Source organism: Pseudomonas sp. BF-R-19, assembly GCF_019956445.1.
In the GTDB taxonomy this organism is placed as follows: domain Bacteria; phylum Pseudomonadota; class Gammaproteobacteria; order Pseudomonadales; family Pseudomonadaceae; genus Aquipseudomonas; species Aquipseudomonas fluorescens_BH.
The window spans coordinates 25232-42554 of the sequence record NZ_JAHBDN010000038.1; the positions used below are offsets into that span (position 1 = coordinate 25232).

The window sequence follows — 17323 nt, forward strand, 5'->3', positions numbered from 1 at the left end:
CGTTCGATGTCGAAGGATTCCTTCTTGAACTTCATCTTCGCAACAAGGTTCGCTGAAACCCTGAAGTGTCCACAACCAGCTGAGCATTTGACCTCTGAACAGTCTCCAGGCGCGTGAACAATCCTGGCGGCTGCCTGACAGATTAAGCATTTCATATTCGATCTCCATATCAGTGACCCATCAACTGTAGCCGATCACCGGCGAAGGACACCCCATGCCCACAGAAAACAATCCGACCGAATCGCTGGAGGTTGAGTGCTCGACAGTCACGAAGCTGGTGATCACTGGCGCACCGCGGCTTGACCCGATCACAGTGTTCCTCGAGGACTTCGGCCGGCGCGACTGCACTACCGAATCAAATCCGAACTACCAGACGGCCCAGGGCAAGATCACGATCAACTGCTGGGACAAGAGTTGGAACGCTTACTGGGGCGGCATGGGGCCGCGAACCGTTGCACAGTTCGTAGCGAAGTGCGATTGGCACTATGTCCTCAACTGCCTGGATCGCGGGATAAGCAGTACGAAGTTCAGCGGCAACGCCCTTGCGACCTTTGCTCGGCGCCGAGTGATCGAGCGCCGTCGTGGTCGCAACGTCCTTGTCTGGAAAGATGTGTTCGAGCGGGACTTGCACGACGCCCGCCGGCTCTTCGATCAAATTGATGAGCTCAGCAACATCGAGAGCCCCAACGAGTGCTGGCATCGCAGCAAGCCGCTAACCGAGATTTACGGTGATGAGTGGCATTACCCATTGCAAAAGCACGCTGTCGAAGAAAACCACGAATTCACATACCTGCGCCGGATCGTCGAAGCAGTGCAGGAAGCGCTGCGTAAGGAGCAGCAGGCTGCCGCATGAAGCAGATCTACCTCAGCCGGCCAATGATCCTTGGATGGCGGTGGAGCGCAAGACGATCGCCTGACCAGCTCTATCACGTACGAGCGACTACAACGCTCAAGACTGGAGCAGCGCCCGCAGTTGCTCTGGAACCTCAATAACTTCCCTAGTAACCGGCGAGATGCAAACGTGTGTAAGGCTAGAAGTAAATGCCAGAACATCTGGCGATACATTACCTTCGACTAGAAATGTGAACGAGTGAAGCCCAATACTGGAAACACTTACCTTCATAGAAAGTTCGTCATCCCAAGTGACCGGATGAAGAAACTCTAGCGAGAAGGCCCTTGCTGGAGGCAGTAGATTAAAACCTAGCAGGGTTCTTAATCCGGGACCGGAAAGCCACACTGTGAGGGCATCATGAACAGCCTCAACAACGAAGTACGAAAACCTGGGTGTATAGACAATCCCCTCCGGATCACAGTCGCCGAACAATACCTTTCTCTTAATAGTCACTGAGTTCGGCACAAGATTAATCCTTAATATTGAGTGACAGAGCTCAAACAACCGCGTCGCAGCTCCTGTTTGTCCCGCGTAGACGATACCTCCCTCTCATCTCTAATGCATAGCCGCTATAGCGGCAAGGACGAAATCATGCCTGATGAAAAGATAACGTTCGTGAATGGCGAACCGGCGAAGTGCGGCTGCCAGATGGAGTTCAGCTCTGGCGGTGGCGTCTGAAATTGTCTTCGAGAATGACGAGCATCCGGGCACCTACGAGCCTCAAGAAGACGGTCGGTGTAAGTGGATTCCCGAAATCTCTGAACGCCGCTGGCAGCGGATGCGGAATTGGATCGAGTCAAACATCAAGGAGATTGCCTCATGATCCTCCTACCAATAGCAGCGCCGCTCTACATGCTCAGGGTCATCTACAAGGGGCCGCGCCGGTAAGGGTCCACCCCGCCAGCCACCTCAAGGGAGAAAGCGTGTACGCAACTGGCGAGGTGAACCAATAAACCGTAGCTCACCTTCAATACGCGCCTTAAGCCCTTCATCTGATTTTTTTCACAATTCGATGAGAACAGAACGTATCAACAACAGCCGGCGACTTGGTCTCCCTTGTCGCCGACTGCGGAATTATTTTTAGACTGCGGATGGCCGCCCTGGCTGACTCTCGCCCTGAATAGCGTTCGCTCGATTTGGCAAAAACCATATTCTCTCTCGCGATTTTGCGCGCGCAACCAACACCCCAATCAAGCGCAGTTGTCATGGTGTCTTTGGGCAACCAATCGTGGACCTTCTCAAACAGTGGAACTCCATTTTTGTAGTACACACCGATAAAGAGTTGCGTTCTCCCCTTCCTGGAAATTCTGGTCTGAACGTCGACGATGCTGCCGTCACTGAGCACTTCTTCGTAAGACCGACAGTGCAACTCGCAGTCGGCCCACAGCCAATACGTGGAACCTCTACGCATCATCTTTGCGGCCTCCTTCCTATTTGAATCTCGAAGAAACCAACAGAGAAGGAAACAAATAGTACGGCAAATGGTGAGTGTCAAATTCCGAACGGTAGCCATTTGTCGGGCGCTTTCCTGTGTGCAAGTCACACCTATAAACCACCTTCCGCCGCCACGCGCGGCATGGAAACGTTCATGAAAATCCAATCTCCTTCCCACGAGGAGGTTTGCGAGCTCACCGGCACGCGGACCAAGGCAGGCCAGATCCTCAACCTGAAGAAGAACGGCATCAGGCACACCATCAAGGTGAATGGCTGGCCAAGCGTCAGGGCGATGGCCGTGACTGCGGTCGGTATGTTTGAGCCAGAGAAACCCGCATGGACACCACGCAAGGCTAGCTGACATGGGACGACGACCAAGCAAACCCGGATCAATCGCCCAGCTGAGAGAACGCAAGAAAGCCAGTGGCCGGGTTTTTTACTACTACAACACCGGCGGCAAGGACCGCAAAGAAATTCCGCTGGGCAGCGATTACGGTCTGGCGATAATGGAGTATGCGAAACTCGAGCGTGATCGCACCGCCATCGACCTGGTGGCCAAGGTGATCACCTTCCGTTACATGGCCGAGAAGTATTTGGTCGACGTGGTGCCATCAAAGAAACCAGCAACGCAAAAGGACAACGTCAGGGAGTTGAAAAACCTGATGTCATTCTTCGACGACCCGCCGGCCCCGCTCGAAACAATCCAGCCCCTGCACGTCCGCCAATACCTGACCTGGCGCAAGGCCGCGCCGGTGCGCGCCAACAGGGAGAAAGCCCTGCTCAGTGCAATCTGGAACTTCGCCCGGGATATCGGCTATACCGCGCTCGCCAACCCTTGCGCAGGAATCAAGGGAAACAAGGAGACGGGGCGGGACATCTACATCGAGGACGCACTGTTCAAGCGCGTGTACGAGAAAGCGGACGCCGGCCTACGGGATGCGATGGACCTTGCCTATTTGACTGGCCAACGGGTGACCGACACTCGATTGATGGATGAGCGCGACGTCCGAGAGGGTCAGATATGGGTGCTGCAGGGCAAGACAAACGCCAAGCGCCGAATCGAAATCACTGGGGAGCTGAAGGTTTTGATTGATCGAATCATGTCCCGAAAGTCAGAACACAATGTCCGCTCAACGCGGCTGATCGTTACTGAGGATGGCACACCAATGTCGGTGGCGATGTTGCGGGGAAGGTTTGACTTGGCCAGAGAAGCAGCCGGGGTTGCAAAGTCCGAGTTCCAGATGCGCGATTTACGCGCTAAAGCCGGCACGGATAAGGCGGAGTCAAGCGGCGATATTTTGCAGGCCAGAGATCAACTTGGGCATACGACCGTCGTAATGACCGAGCAGTACATCCGCAATCGAAAGGGGAAAAAGGTCTCTCCAACGAAGTGAATTGCGGACCAGATCAATAATTGCGGACCAGAAACAAACAAGGGTTTGCATTAGCTTTCGCCCGCAAACCCTTGATTTTAAATGGTGCCCGAAGCCGGAATCGAACCGGCACGCCCTTACGAGCGGGGGATTTTAAGTCCATCAGTTTTACTATATTTATCAATAAGATATGACAAGTCATGCTCCTAAATCTTCATTTGATTGCAGGCCTGTAGGCCCTTGTAATCGGGCATACCCATCCTAGTTGCGGTGCACAATCGCACCTTTTTTTACAACGGCCAATGCGCATAAGCCTCTCGTAAGCAATACTCCTTAGCTAAGACAAACTCAGATAGTCCTTTAACAGACCCTAGCCACCTGTCACGGATAGAAACGTCCACACAGCAAAGGAAATGATGCGATGGCCATCCGGTTCCGCAAATCAATCAAGCTTGCACCTGGCATTCGTATGAACTTGAGCGGATCAGGGGTCGGTTGGACACTCGGCCCCAGAGGGACAACAGTCGGAATAGGCAAGCGTGGAGCTCACCTAAACACTAGCTTTATGGGCCTCTCAAGCAGTCAAAAAATATATGGAACTTCTCGCCCAACCTCATCTGAGAACAGAAAGCCTGCGCCCGTAGAGCTGACGCTGAGCTGTTCTATTGATGATGCTGGCAACATGCATTTCATGGATACCCAAGGCAATGAGTTGCCCGAGCATCTTGTCGAGATTGCCAAGAAGCAGAATCGGGACGCCATTCTCAGCTTGATCCAGCGAAAATGTGATGACATCAATAACGCCATTGACATGCTGGGCAAAATCCACCTGGACACTCCAGACTGCAAGGTCGCGCCTGCTTTCCAACCTGTAGCCTTCGAGCATCCGGAGCCAACGCGTCCCCAACCGCGTATGCCGTCTTTTATCGAAAAGTTTTTTAAAAAAAGAATACAGCGTATTGCTATAGAAAATGCAGCAGCACAAGATGATTTCGCAGCGCGTCATCTCAACTGGCAAGATAAAAAATCCTCTTTTTTTCAACTCGTACAGTCAAGGAAAGCTTTGGTCGAGAGCGGCATATATCGCTGTGTCGCCGATATGGAAATCTGGCTTGAGGACAATTTTCAAGATGTTCATTGGCCGCGTGAAACCGCAGTCTCCTTCGACATACTCGAAGACGGCCGACGTGTTTTGCTCGATGTTGATCTTCCTGAACTTGAGCAAATGCCTTCACAGACGGCTACAGCGCAAGTACGAGGTCTACACATAAGCCTTAAAGAAATGTCAGCTACAGCCATTCAGAAGCTGTACATGTCACACGTCCACGCCGTGGCTTTCAGGCTTATAGGGGAAGCTTTTGCAGCTCTACCGAACTTGCAGCAGGTTGTGCTATCTGGTTATTCACAACGTCCAGATAAAACGACCGGGCGAGTCGGTGACGAATACCTATTATCCGTTCAAGTCAGCCGCTGCGACTGGGAAGAAATCGATTTCAACCAATTATCGAAGGTCGACGTTGTTGAGTCTCTGACACGTTTTGATCTTCGACGCCAGATGAGCAAAACGGGAATCTTCAAACCAATCTCCCCTTTTGGTAGCTGACTGAGACCCACTGCCAGTGAGAACCGGCTCAATAAGCATCAGCGATGTAGCGGAAAAGGTACGTTTTGCAGCAATGCCATTATGTCGATGATAGCCCGTCGATTGAGTGCGTCGACCACTAACTCGGCGACCTCACTCAACGGCCCCTTCCCGCGGAATCTAAGGGAGCTAGTACATCTCGTACCGGAGCCTGAGATGGTTGCCTTAATTGATCCTATGATGGATTGGAACGATTAACGACAAGACCCTTTAAAACACAGGCTTGTAGTAATCTTCGATTTCCCCTGTACCAATTCTGTACCACCACGCCCTCTCAACTGACCTTTTCTCTACGGAAAACTGCGTTTACATCCGGCAGATAACGGCCAGAAGCGGTCAATCACTACTGCCGCATTGGTGACGATTACTGGCGAGTCTAGAATCACTGGTTTCTTCAGCGCCTATACGCAAGCCGGATCGGCCTTTTCACCAGAAGTGAGGACTATTCTTCGACGTTGCCTTGAACCTTCTCGAATAACAGACCACGAATTTCCAATTTACCCTGCTTTTTCCACTGGATCCGTGCAGGTTGGCGGCCTGGAGTTTCCTCGCCGAATAAAGAGATCCATGCATTTCGAAAGCTCTTATACGTCACGCCATTGACCGTGCATTGGGGGCTGTCCAGGCGTGCTGCCCGCACCTCCGGAATGTCCCAACCATTCATTCTTGATGGAACCTTGATGTGGCCTTCCATATCGCACACCTCATAGCCTTCACCCAACGGTGACTCGAGCGCAGCGAGGAGGAGATTGCTAACCAAACGAAAGTATCCGATACGAAAGCATTCTGTACGGCCATCAATAATGCGACTAGCCCCCTTACCGCGTGCGCTTGGTAGAGAGCGTAGGATCAGCAGTTCAAGGTGGCGCGCGGCTTCGATACTCGGGAGCTTGTAGAGCGTACCATCAGCGACCACGAAATCTTGACGGGTATGCTTGTGGAGACGGTTGGTGGGCACTGTACTAATCCCGACCTTAAACACATCACCGCGACTGTGAACGAGCAAGTAAAGATACCCATGGGACATGTTCATGACTCCAGTGAAAACGATCCAGTCGCGTTCATTGTATCTCACGAGGTAAGTGCCACAGCCCGCGAGATAGATCCGATTCGTCGTAAGCCATGCGATCATGGACGCTGCTAACGGCCAAAATCAGTCATTCAGATGTGCCCATGCAAGTTGAGCAAGCGCCTCTGCAGAAACATCGGTTATTCTCCGTTGGTTTGCGTAAACAATCTTCCGCCAAGGCCAACATAGTAGACGACTGGAAAGGATGACTTGATCGCATGAAGCTCATTGATAACCAGCTCAAAGTGCCCTAGTGAGAGAAGGCGAAAATCGTCGAAGGCCACCACAAGGTTCGTATCTATATACTTCCGCGATTGGCATTTCCGCATGACGGCCTCCTGAACCTGAGCAATGCATTCAGCTACTACAACATCGGCATCTAGGCTCACGAGCTCCGGCTTTGGCAACTGACGAGAGGCACGTGGACCTGAGCTGGGAATAGTTGAGTACAAAGGTGCATAGCCGTGGAGTTCCAGTGACTCCGCGGCAATTGCATCTTGGTATCCATCACACGCGAGGGTGATCTCAAGCGTTTCGAGAGTCTTGCCGCTGGGGAGAACGATCTTGGCGTCAAATGACTGTTTGCTGCCGTGATAGTAGTGCAATAGGGCGCTTGGAGCTCGACTCTCAATTTTCTTACACAGCAGCCCGAGAGGAATGAGTTCGTCTTGTAGATCTTTTGTCAGGCCGCGCTTCTGCAAAAAGTAGTTCTGCCAGCTTGGGTCGGAGGTATAGCGAGCACACAGTTTTTCAACCCAGGCGCTAACCTCACTTAGCGGCACTGGCCTCGTCAGTTGCTCAATGCTGATTGGTTCAGTCGGGGGCATTATTTGAATCCTAACTATAAGTGGACGACAAGTAGGGAGTGATGTTGCGCCCAGCGTCTTGGGCCGATCACCAGCGTCCACTATGAGTCGTCCTCTGCCGGTCATAGTTACGAAGCGTGCTGGTCAAATCCGATTGCAATGGGTGGTCAGATCGAACGCAAACGGTTGGGCAAGTGGAGTGCAATTTCGCAGCGGAGTGTGGCCGCGTTGTCATGCGCAGCGACTATGCCATGGTGACGGCCTGCCTGGTCGATTCAATCGACGACATTACTTACGGCCATGCCGAGAACAACGGGAGGGTTTGTCGAGCCTTTGCTGGCGCTGATGGCGAGGGGTGACTCCTGGGGCTGAGGTAGCCCCGATCAACCTGCCAGAGCAACGAGGGGCCTTGCCTTCAGAACGTTATCAACCAAACTCTTCTGGCCTATTAGGCATCAGTTAGGGTCCATTTCTCGTTAGGCTTTTTGAGGAACCATAGGTATGTCGCATCTAGAAGATCTCATTGCCGAGTACTACGACTGGTCTGGTTACTTGGTAAAAAGGAACCTCAAGGTTGGCAGGCTCGCTCATGGGGGGTGGGAGATGGAGTTGGACATTCTGGCATTTCATCCAACGACCAAACACCTTGTTCATGTCGAGCCATCCATCGACGCGCATTCGTGGGAAACCAGAGAAAGCCGATTCAAGAAGAAATTTGATTCAGGCGAACGACACATGTTCACCAGCGTATTCTCATGGCTAGACCCATCAACTCCAGTTGAGCGAATCGCCGTGCTTGTCGCTCATCCTAAAGATCGAAACGAGCTATGTGGCGCTAAGATCCTGTCAATTGACGAGTTCATGTTTCAGGTAAAAGAACGGGTGAGTGCCTGCGGAAAAATGGTAAGGAATGCTATTCCTGAGCAGTATCCATTGCTCCGCACCATTCAACTAACAACGCAGGGGTATTACAAGTGCGTGGACTGACGGAAAACCCAGGCATCCATATTCACAACGCCCCCGCCTCATAGCGGCATGTCATTGACGTGCAACAATGCCCATCCCCCCCGGTAGAGGTTCTCCTGGCCTGAAACCCATCGCGGGTATTTCAGGGCCCGATAAGCGCGAACTTTATGGCGAAAAAAGAGTGACCGTCTGACCTACTCTTGCAGAAAGCCAGCAGTGAGGTGAACGGTCATGCAATGCACTATCAGCGAGATCGCCCGTCGCGTTGGCGTATCGAAGGCTGCGATCATTAAGGCTCGCGATGAGGGACGCCTTCCTGAATCACTGTTCACCCTGAACGAGCGTGGTATCACCTGCATCGAGAATGATGATCGGGCGGAGCGGGTACTACGGCGAACCATTGGGCAAAGGATCAGTAGCACGATGCGTATGCCTAGGTGCTGCTGACCATATGTCGCCTCGCGGTACTTTCTCTTTTAGGGGTACGTGAAGGGGTACGCCACTGATTCAACCTTGGCACATTCAAGTGTTTATAAGGCCTACAGATGCCATGTTCGATTCCTGGTGCGCAAAAAAAATAAAGGCTTGCAGCGATGCAGGCCTTTTTTGTTTCTTCCTCGGGCTAGCACCGGGCTAGCAATGCAGAAAACGCGCCTAATCAAACCTATCCAACTGGCCTCGCCAGCACGCGGAGGTTCGCTAGAACGAAGGCTCACCACAGCGCTACACATATTGCCCGCGTGCAGCTATCTCAATACAAAAGCTACTGTTGCACCGAATCAGCAGTGATCGGGATCAGGATCGCAATGAGGCTTGTTAACTTGAAGCGAGCTCATAGGGCGTCCTGATACTGTTTGCGCAGCTTCGGGATCTCCTCATCAAGATAGCGAGCTTCGCCACCTCTCATGTTCGACCAACTCGGATGATAAAGCTTGCCCACTGGGAGGCCATGGCGGGCCCTGATGACAGGCAACATAAGGTAGTTGTACGCCTCTCCACCCAGGGCCAACAGGAACCGTGGTCGGATCGTCTCGATTTCGGAGAACAGGTGTGTGTCCGCACAGGTCCCCACCGTTTCATCGGACAAGCGCTCAGTCTTGTCGCCGCCAGACTGGCATTTCACTAAGGCGGTCATCGCTGTACGTGCAAAAACGGCTTCGGGTGTCGCTTCCACATCGAGGATCTTCGACACCCATCTGACGATTCGGGCGTGGTACTGCGAAGTGACCAGCGGGTTGATCCCGGCGAAGCAATCGTGAACGAATTGGGTGTGCGCCGCGACCCGCCCGGCACCGTCGAGAGGTGCATATAGGGCATTTTCTCTCGGGTCGGCTTTCCCTGGATTTTTGCTGACCAGCAGGATGGTTACATTGGCCACATCGCTGGGGCAATAGAAGCTGCGCCCAATGATTCCTTCCTTTGGCTTATTCTCGATGCCGGTGCATCCCTGCTCGCAGGTGGTGACCTTTGAGTAGATGTCCAAAAGCTTGAGGTTGGCGGCGAGCATAGGTTTACCTGCTGAATATTAGTGACGCTCGTCGAGGCGGAACGAGTTGGCAGGGCGACTCAAGCAAGAATGACGCTTTGTAAGTCGAAGTCAATTCCGCGGGGGCGAATTACCCAGCCAGCGCTGAGCACAGGCGACAGGCGACAGGCGACAGGCGACAGGCAGGTTTACCATAAACGCGGTTATTTGCAGTACTTCGCTCGCGTACCTGGCTCGGCTTACCGACCGCTTTGGGTTGTGGATTTCAACCCTTCGCGACAGACAACAATCGGCCAAAAGCGGACTCTCCGACCTGCTCACAACAATGTTCGTTTCCTTCCCCTGCGCGTCCCAAAATGCGAAGCAAATGTCCCGCTTCGCCCATAGTCCTGCGCCTGAATTAGCTACTGTAGGACTACCCCTCAATCACTTGCAGGGGGCAGTTACCTACACCGGATGCTCTTATAGCGCACCGTCGTTCAGCTCGGATTGGAGACAACAATGACAACAGTCGCCGCAGCCCAAGACACGCCTTCACCCCTTACCCCCACGGCACCGGCCACTATCCGGTCATCAGTGCGTCAGCATTCGATCAAAGTGGAGATTTGCTCCCCCGCCATCGGTGCTGAACTGAGCAACATCAATCTGGCCGATGCGGCCCATGATCCGGAACTGATCGCGGAAATCCGGGCGCTGTGGCTAAAGCACAAAGTGCTGTTCTTTCGCGACCAGGACATCACCCCCCTGGAACAACAGCACTTCGCTGCGCAATTCGCTGAACTGGAAGCCCATCCCCTGGCGCCGAGCCACCCGGAGGCGGACAAGTTGCTGATGCTGTACCGTAACCTCGACCCGAGCAAGCCCAAGAGCTATGTTGAAAAGGCCAGCCGCGAAAATCTCTGGCATGCCGATGTCACCTATAAAAAAGCACCGCCGCGCGGAGCGGTATTGCGCTGCGAAATGGGTCCTGACTCCGGCGGAGACACCCTCTTTTCCAACATGGTGATGGCTTACGAAAACCTGCCAAACGCCATTAAGCAACGGATCGAGGGTCTGTACGCAAAGCACGGTTCCGAGCAGACCTTTGGCGCCCAATTGCCCCGCGAAGAACGTCACGCCATGGCCGTGAAAAACCCTTCTGCTGAACATCCGGTGGTACTTACCCATCCTGAGACAGGCGAAAAGGTGTTGTTCGTCAACTCCGCGTTCACCACCCATTTCGCGAACTTCTTCAACTTCGAGGACATTCGCTACGGCCAGGACTTCATGCCCGAGGCTCATCATTTGATGAACTACTTGATCTCCCAAGCCGCTATTCCGGAGTACCAGGTACGTCTGAAATGGCGAACCAACACGGTTGCCATGTGGGACAACCTGCAAGTCCAGCACTACGCAGTGGCGGACTACGGCAATGCGCCAAGAAAGATGCTGCGCGCCACCCTCGCGGGCACCCCGCTGACCTGAACCTGACTGCGTGACAGACAGCTGGGCACCCGATCATCAACGATGGTCGGGCGATCCCGGCCGCCGAAAAATCCCAACCACAACAACAATTAACGGAGTTACCTATGCTCTACGAACACGTCGACACCGCCGTCATCGATGGCGAATCCCTGCCATGGATTCCGTTTACCCCTTATGCCGAAAACGTTCTGCTGAAGTACTTCAAGCTTGATCCGATTCGTGGTGAGTGGATTGTCATGATGAAGTCGCCGATCGACATGCAACTGCCCAAGCACCATCACACGGGGACAGTGATGGTCTACACGATCGAAGGCCAGTGGAAATACAAGGAACATGACTGGGTCGCCGGCCCAGGCAGCATCGTGTATGAGACGGCTGGATCGACTCACACGCCTGAAGTCGTCAGTACGGGCAGCATAGATGGATACGTACTCACCTTGGTCCAGGTGAATGGCGATCTCGCGTTCTTGGACGGCAACGACAACATCGTCGCGCTCGAAAACTGGAAGTCAGGATTGCATCGCTATCTGGCTTATTGCGAGCAGCATGACATCGCACCGAAAGACCTGACCGCATTCAACTGATCTGGATTTCATGGAGTTCCGGCATACCCGGCTTTAAGGGACCGCCGGGATTGTTATCAGATCGTAAAAATTCAGCGGAGAGAACAGGCTGTGTCGGTTCGTGATCTTGATGCGAAATCTGACAAGTGCCCGGCCGCCTGCTCGCTCCCCAATAACAAAAAATAAAAGGAGCGCTGTCATGAATGGTTTGATGATGCACAAGCCGCTGTTGATCTCCTCGCTCATTGAGCATGCCGACCGCCATCACGGCGATACGCAGATCGTCTCTCGTAGGGTGGAGGGCGATATCCATCGCTACACTTTCCGTGATTGCCACCGTCGCGCGCGCCAACTGGCCAGCGCGCTGACCCGGTTGGAGGTCCAGCCCGCCGACCGGATCGGCACGCTGGCCTGGAACGGCCACCGTCATCTGGAGTTGTACTACGGCGTATCCGGTATGGGTGCCATCGTGCATACCATCAACCCGCGTCTGCATGAAGACCAGGTCGCCTATATCGCCAACCACGCCGAAGACCAGTACATCTTCTTCGACCTGACCTTCTTGCCGTTGATCAAGACCATCGCGGGGCGCTGCCCTACGGTCAAGGCGTTCATCGCCATGACCGATCAAGCGCATATGCCGAAAGACGCCGGCATCGACAACTTGCAGTGCTATGAAGATCTGCTTCAACGGGAATCCTCTGACTATGCCTGGCCGATTTTCGACGAGGAAGCCGCCAGTACGCTCTGCTACACCTCTGGCACGACAGGCAACCCGAAAGGGGTTTTGTACAGTCATCGCTCATCGGTGCTGCACACCTATGCGGCCGCCCTGCCTGACGCCCTGAATTGTTCAGCACAAGATGTGATTTTGCCCGTTGTGCCGATGTTTCATATCAACGCCTGGGGACTTCCCTACATCGCATGCATGGTCGGGGCAAAGCTTGTGCTTCCCGGACCTGCCCTGGACGGAGAATCGCTATTCGAACTGCTTGAAGCCGAGCGGGTGACCCTGTCCGCGGGTGTCCCGACTGTGTGGCAAAACCTCCTTGGTTATCTGGAAAAAACGGACAAGCGATTCTCCAGCATGAAACGCAGCATCATTGGTGGTGCGGCCTGTTCCCCATCCATGCTGCATACCTTTCAGGAAACCTACGGCGTAGCTGTATTGCACGTCTGGGGGATGACTGAATTGAGCCCCATCGGAACGGTCGGCAGCCTGAAGGCCAGGCACGTTGAAATGTCCCCGATAGAACGTTTTGCCGTGCAATCCAAGCAAGGCCGAGCGGTATTCGGCGTCGACATGAAAATCGTTGACGTTGACGGCGCGGAGCTGCCTTGGGATGGGGTGACTTCTGGTGACCTGCTGGTGCGTGGACCTTGGGTGGTACGCGATTATTTCAGGAGCGGGGACAGTTCGCCGCTGCTTGAGCAAGCGGGTCAAAGATGGTTCCCAACCGGCGATGTGGCGACCATCGATGTCGATGGCTTCATGCAGATCACCGATCGCAGCAAAGACGTGATCAAGTCAGGAGGTGAATGGATAGGTTCCATCGAATTGGAAACCATTGCGATGGCCCATCCGGCAGTCTCCCAGGCGGCCTGCATTGCCGCAAAACACGCCAAGTGGGACGAACGCCCCCTGCTGATCGTTGTCCGGAAACCGCAAACAACACTGACACGAGAAGAACTGCTGGCCTTTTATGACAGCAAAATTGCGAAATGGTGGACGCCGGATGATGTGATCTTTGTCGACACAATTCCATTGGGTGCCACGGGAAAGATACAAAAAAACCGTCTTCGGGAGCAGTTCGGCGATCATCTATTGGTCAAAGCCGCTGGCTGAACCCGCATGCCCCATGCGCGGCCGTGATTTATCGCGACCACGCATGGAGCAAATGCTCGCTTTTAGCGTCCCATCTGTTCGAGAAACTCGAGAAGCAATTCGTTGACATGATCGGCGCTTTCTTCCGCCGCGCTATGACCCACGCCGGGTAGCAGGACTTTCTTCACTAGACCGGGTAAGTAGGTATCGAGCTGCTCGTAAAGCGTACGGATCTCGACTGGTTCGAGTGATGGGTCGGCAGCACCACCGATGAACAGGCTCGGCTGGCGCACCACTGCGCCGTCTAGATACGCGGTGATCTCCCAGTTCCGGTCGCGACAGCGGTAGTAGTTCAAGGCACCGGTAAACCCTGTGCGCGTGTATTCGGCGACGTAGTAATCGAGCGCCCGTCCACTCAACCATGACGGGAACTCGCCCTTCGGTTCAGTGAAAGCATTGAGAATGGGTTCACCAGGCTCAACAAACAGACGCCAGCGATCAGTTCCGACAGCGCTGCCAGAAATCGAGTAGAAGACACTGCGCAAGGTCCTGCGCGGATCGCTGGCCAACTCACGATCCGGTTTGTCGAGCTGCTGGAAATACAGGTGGTGATACACCCGCCCCTTCGCCATGGCCTGCAAACCTACGGTCGGCTTGACCTTGCCACGAGGTGGCACCGGCGTGTTGAGCATCACCAGGCCACGAAACAAATCCGGCCGTAACATGGCTGCCGCCTGGGCTACCCAGGCACCCAGGTCGTGGCCGATGATCACTGCGGATGTTTCACGCAGCACCGCCATCAAGCCCACCATGTCGCCGACCGCCTGACTCATGTCATAGGCTTCAATGGCATCGGGTCGATCGGTTTGGCCAAAGCCGCGTTGGTCGGGGACCACGACGCGATAGCCAGCTTCGACCAATGCGCCGATCTGGCGTCGCCACATGTACCAAAGATAGGGAAAACCGTGCAGCAGGATGACCAGCGGACCCTGCCCCTCGTCGATGTAATGCATGCGAATGCCATTGAGTTCGGCGAAACAGTGACTGAATGCCTCTGGGTCGTCGCGGTCCACTTTCGGCCTTGGCTCGAGCGGCTGGTCGATACGTGTTGCGGTGCGTGTGTTCATTTATTTACCTCCTTCTTTTGTCGTTATATTCCGAAGGTAGCCGTGACCAGATGCCTACACTAAGCTTGGCGGGACACAATCTTGCGAAATTGGGACACAGGAGCGGAATTATGTACACCCTGACGCGAAGTGCCAGCCTTACCGACTATGAGCGGGTTGCCTGTTCAGTGGGGCTCGACCCCTTTCGCATGCTGCGGCTGGCCAAGTTGCCGACCAGTGTCCTCGACGATCCAAACATCATGATCAGCAGCGACACGGTGGGTTGGCTGCTGGAGGAATCAGCCCGTCTGTCCGGCCAGGTGGCCTTCGGACTGCTGCTTGCGGAAACCCGGCAGCTGTCCAACTTTGGCATGCTCGCGCTGCTCATCCGCGAAGAGCCAACGCTTCGCGCAGCGTTGCAATCCTGCTTTCGCTATACGCGTTTGCATAACGCAGGGGTGCAATTGTGGCTCGAGGATGCAGGCGACCTGACCCTGCTACATGTGGGTGTGAACATGCAGGGTCATCATGGCGTTTGGCGCCAGGCGATTGAAATGGCAACCGGCATCATGCTTCGGACGTTGAGCGTTCTGAGCGGCCATACCTTCCGGCCGGTAAGGGTCAGTTTTACTCACGAGCGACTTGTCAGCCTGGAAGTGCACCACCGCGTGTTGGGTACAACTATCGAGTTTTCCCAGGAGTTCAATGCCATCGTTTGCCGTCGGCGCGATCTGGACATGCCCATTCCCACGGCCGACCCCGCGTTGCATCGAGAGATAAAGCGATCGCTGGACATGCAGTTGGCCAACCTGCGTGAGGAACCAACGCAGCGGGTACGCCAGATCGTCAAGATGCTGCTGCCAAGCGGACTGTGCTCTGTCGATGGGGTTGCCCAGCATCTTGGCATGCATCGACGCACCCTTAACCGACACCTGGCAGCCGAGGGCGAGAGTGTCACCACGATCGTCAATGCGGTGCGTGCGGAACTCGCCGAAGAGTATTTGGCCAACAGCAAGCGCCGCTTGTACGAGGTCGCCGAACTGCTTGGTTTTTCCTCGGCGGGTGACTTTTCACGCTGGTTCCGCAAACAGTTTGGCAAGACACCCTCGGATTGGGCCGCCGCCTACCGAAAGAGTAAGTCGACAACACCTTCGCTTTAACCCGCCTACTGTCCCAGCTAGCTAAGAAAATGTCCCACCATGTCCATGGTGCAACGCTCGCACCTCCTATTATGGGCAGCGGCCATGTCCCGCACCGCTGCACCCACAACGATTAACCAACAATAACAAGCGCCGCCGTGGTCCAAGGCAGGATTTCATCTGCCCCGCCCACGCCCCGGCCGAGAACAATTGAAATGGAGATGCCATGCGAGTCGAACAATTGACCTGTGCCATTGGCGCGGAACTGCACAATGTGAACTTGGGCGACGCAGTCCGCGATGATGGCTTGTTCAATGAAGTTTACGCGGCGCTATTGAAATACAAGGTGCTCTTCCTGCGCGATCAGGATCTGGACAAACTCTCACGTCGCGATCACGAAGCATTTGCCTGCCGCCTCGGCCAACTTGAAACCCACCCGATGCTCCCCAGCCATCCGGAGGCTCCGGGTCTCGTGCAAATCTACAAGACTCCGGAAAACCCGGCGGATCGCTACGAGAATGCCTGGCACTGCGATGCCACCTGGCGTGAATCGCCGCCGATGGGCGCCGTTTTGCGCTGTATCGAATGCCCACCCACCGGGGGCGATACCATGTGGGCCAACATGGTGCTGGCCTACGACAAGCTGCCTACGGATGTGAAGCAGGAAATCGACAGTTTGATCGCCAGCCACAGCTTCAATTCGTCCTTTGCCGCCGCCATGCCAAAGGAAAAGCGCCTGGCAATGAAAGCGCAATACCCGGACGCCGAGCACCCGGTGGTGCGTACCCATCCTGAAACCGGTGAGAAGGTACTCTTCGTCAATGCCTACGCTACGCATTTCGTGAATTACCACCGCGATGGGCGTGTCCGTTTCGGCCAGGATTACAACCAGAAAGGCGTCGACCTGCTGAAGTACCTGATCAGCCAGGCCTACAACCCCGAGTACCAGGTGCGTTGGCGCTGGAAGAAAAACAGCGTGGCGATATGGGATAACCGCTGCACCCAGCACTACGCGGTAATGGACTATCCGCCCTGCCATCGCAAGATGGAGCGTGCGGCCATTATCGGCGACAGACCCTACTGATATGTGAAATGGTCCAGAGATTGGAGACGCTTCTGGGCGTCTCCTTTGGGTCGACTTCTGCCGGTCACGACAGACAGAGAACGGTTTGTTGAAAAAGTCGATCCGCTCAAACAGCCTGGTCCTTGACTGGATAAAACGCCTCTTTTGCACGCTGCTACGTGAAATCTGAGTCCAGTAGTCTCTGCCGAAAGTAAAGATGCCAATCTCGGACGCATACTTTTCTACTGCGGAAACCATGGCCGACTTTTTCAAGAGAATCGGCCAATAGCAACCAATCAGGAAAGGCAGCAAACGACACCGAACTGACGTTTGGATCCTAGGCGGAATGGGCGAATAGATTGAGGCGCCGTGCGCGCTTAAACTGCTCTTGGGTTGAGCGGGTGGCTACTCGTGCAGAAAGGCATCAATGGCTGATTTGCTAAACTTTTTTGTTTCAAAGAAAAGAAGCGAGTCAATCAATACTCTATTTTCAAG

The 17323-nt window shown here is 54.4% G+C and carries 16 protein-coding genes; 10 read left to right on the forward strand and 6 right to left on the reverse strand.

Annotation, left to right across the window (positions count from 1 at the left end; genetic code table 11):
* The first annotated feature begins 214 nt into the window (after window positions 1-214).
* Window positions 215-853 (forward strand): hypothetical protein, encoded by a 639-nt coding sequence (locus KGB28_RS07950; RefSeq protein WP_223443994.1) that lies wholly within the window; start codon window positions 215-217, stop codon window positions 851-853.
* Between the two features lie 96 nt (window positions 854-949).
* Here the strand turns inward: KGB28_RS07950 and KGB28_RS07955 are convergent, their stop codons facing one another.
* On the reverse strand, window positions 950-1357 hold the full coding sequence (locus KGB28_RS07955; RefSeq protein WP_223443996.1) for an acyl-CoA thioesterase: 408 nt from the start codon (window positions 1355-1357) through the stop codon (window positions 950-952).
* A gap of 523 nt (window positions 1358-1880) precedes the next feature.
* Entirely contained in the window at window positions 1881-2306 is a 426-nt protein-coding gene (locus tag KGB28_RS31620) for a hypothetical protein (RefSeq protein WP_317853294.1), read from the reverse strand.
* A gap of 174 nt (window positions 2307-2480) precedes the next feature.
* On the opposite strand from KGB28_RS31620, the gene KGB28_RS07965 reads away from it, so the two are divergent.
* The 3 genes from KGB28_RS07965 (at window position 2481) to KGB28_RS07975 (ending at window position 5302) form a co-directional block, all read left to right on the forward strand.
* Entirely contained in the window at window positions 2481-2687 is a 207-nt protein-coding gene (locus tag KGB28_RS07965) for a DUF4224 domain-containing protein (RefSeq protein WP_223443997.1), read from the forward strand.
* A gap of 1 nt (window position 2688) precedes the next feature.
* On the forward strand, window positions 2689-3720 hold the full coding sequence (xerC, locus tag KGB28_RS07970) for a tyrosine recombinase XerC (RefSeq protein WP_223443998.1): 1032 nt from the start codon (window positions 2689-2691) through the stop codon (window positions 3718-3720).
* 400 nt (window positions 3721-4120) lie between these two features.
* Complete coding sequence (locus tag KGB28_RS07975; RefSeq protein WP_223443999.1) at window positions 4121-5302, forward strand: DUF4236 domain-containing protein; 1182 nt, start codon at window positions 4121-4123, stop codon at window positions 5300-5302.
* 481 nt (window positions 5303-5783) lie between these two features.
* Here the strand turns inward: KGB28_RS07975 and KGB28_RS07980 are convergent, their stop codons facing one another.
* The gene (locus tag KGB28_RS07980; protein ID WP_223444000.1) at window positions 5784-6368 is read right to left on the reverse strand and encodes a hypothetical protein; all 585 of its coding nucleotides are present in this window, start codon (window positions 6366-6368) and stop codon (window positions 5784-5786) included.
* A 182-nt stretch (window positions 6369-6550) separates the two neighbouring features.
* Entirely contained in the window at window positions 6551-7237 is a 687-nt protein-coding gene (locus tag KGB28_RS07985; protein WP_223444001.1) for a hypothetical protein, read from the reverse strand.
* Between the two features lie 480 nt (window positions 7238-7717).
* Between KGB28_RS07985 and KGB28_RS07990 the strand changes: the two genes are divergently transcribed.
* On the forward strand, window positions 7718-8203 hold the full coding sequence (locus KGB28_RS07990; RefSeq protein ID WP_223444002.1) for a hypothetical protein: 486 nt from the start codon (window positions 7718-7720) through the stop codon (window positions 8201-8203).
* A gap of 811 nt (window positions 8204-9014) precedes the next feature.
* On the opposite strand, the gene KGB28_RS07995 is transcribed toward KGB28_RS07990, so the two are convergent.
* Complete coding sequence (locus tag KGB28_RS07995; protein WP_223444004.1) at window positions 9015-9689, reverse strand: uracil-DNA glycosylase family protein; 675 nt, start codon at window positions 9687-9689, stop codon at window positions 9015-9017.
* 570 nt (window positions 9690-10259) lie between these two features.
* On the opposite strand from KGB28_RS07995, the gene KGB28_RS08000 reads away from it, so the two are divergent.
* From KGB28_RS08000 to KGB28_RS08010, 3 genes are all read left to right on the forward strand, one after another.
* Window positions 10260-11132: a TauD/TfdA dioxygenase family protein gene (locus KGB28_RS08000; protein WP_223444086.1), complete on the forward strand. Its 873-nt coding sequence runs from the start codon at window positions 10260-10262 to the stop codon at window positions 11130-11132.
* A gap of 104 nt (window positions 11133-11236) precedes the next feature.
* The gene (locus KGB28_RS08005) at window positions 11237-11716 is read left to right on the forward strand and encodes a 2,4'-dihydroxyacetophenone dioxygenase family protein (protein ID WP_223444006.1); all 480 of its coding nucleotides are present in this window, start codon (window positions 11237-11239) and stop codon (window positions 11714-11716) included.
* 178 nt (window positions 11717-11894) lie between these two features.
* The gene (locus KGB28_RS08010; RefSeq protein WP_223444007.1) at window positions 11895-13541 is read left to right on the forward strand and encodes a 3-(methylthio)propionyl-CoA ligase; all 1647 of its coding nucleotides are present in this window, start codon (window positions 11895-11897) and stop codon (window positions 13539-13541) included.
* 62 nt (window positions 13542-13603) lie between these two features.
* Here KGB28_RS08010 and KGB28_RS08015 read toward each other — a convergent pair whose 3' ends face one another.
* Window positions 13604-14647 carry an alpha/beta fold hydrolase gene (locus KGB28_RS08015; RefSeq protein WP_223444008.1) on the reverse strand — a complete coding sequence of 348 codons (1044 nt, stop codon included), beginning with the start codon at window positions 14645-14647 and terminating at the stop codon, window positions 13604-13606.
* A gap of 110 nt (window positions 14648-14757) precedes the next feature.
* Between KGB28_RS08015 and KGB28_RS08020 the strand changes: the two genes are divergently transcribed.
* The gene (locus tag KGB28_RS08020; RefSeq protein ID WP_223444009.1) at window positions 14758-15786 is read left to right on the forward strand and encodes an AraC family transcriptional regulator; all 1029 of its coding nucleotides are present in this window, start codon (window positions 14758-14760) and stop codon (window positions 15784-15786) included.
* Between the two features lie 205 nt (window positions 15787-15991).
* Complete coding sequence (locus KGB28_RS08025; protein WP_223444013.1) at window positions 15992-16849, forward strand: TauD/TfdA dioxygenase family protein; 858 nt, start codon at window positions 15992-15994, stop codon at window positions 16847-16849.
* Window positions 16850-17323: the final 474 nt, after the last annotated feature.